Below are 542 nucleotides of genomic sequence, written 5' to 3'. Positions count from 1 at the left end.
TAGTCCAAGTACTCGCTCCACAGGATTTCCGTTCCCTTTAGCATTTCCTCCTCATTCGCCATAAAAAAAGACAAAGCCGTATTGATCCTATCCTCGTCTTGGAGATTATTATATTGTCGCTCCCACTCTGACCATAGATCATCACGCTCTGAAAACTGAAGCACAGCTGCTTTACGGACACTTCTTACTCCTGGTATTTTACCTTTGAGCAGATCAGCCATGATGTCTTCTTCGTTCAAAATGGTTCCACAGATCAGAATATTCGTATCCCTTGTGCCAATAGGTAGAATGACATCTGTAAATGTATTTTTAATTTGTTCTCGTTTGGCTTCGGATCGAGCAGTATCCTCCTTGAGCAAATCATCCATCAATACCAGCGTAGGACGATGATGCTTATAGTGAATACCTCGAAGTGAGCCATCTATGCCACGAATCATGATACACGAATCTAGTCCACCTTTACTTTTGAGCCAAATCTCATTGTTGTTCCAGCGGCTCCCTTTACGAATCCCAAAATCCTCAATCAGCATCTGATTTGTTTC

1 pseudogene is annotated in these 542 nt (G+C 42.3%); it reads right to left on the bottom strand.

From position 1 onward, the window contains the following. Positions 1–542 (bottom strand): annotated as a pseudogene (locus tag ACIFQM_RS23940) (phage terminase large subunit); the annotation flags it as partial.

It is taken from the genome of Paenibacillus sp. NRS-1782, assembly GCF_050467685.1.
Lineage (GTDB): Bacteria > Bacillota > Bacilli > Paenibacillales > Paenibacillaceae > Paenibacillus > Paenibacillus terrae_A.
Note: the sequence above shows the minus strand (reverse complement) of the source record. Positions and strands in the feature narration are given on the sequence as shown.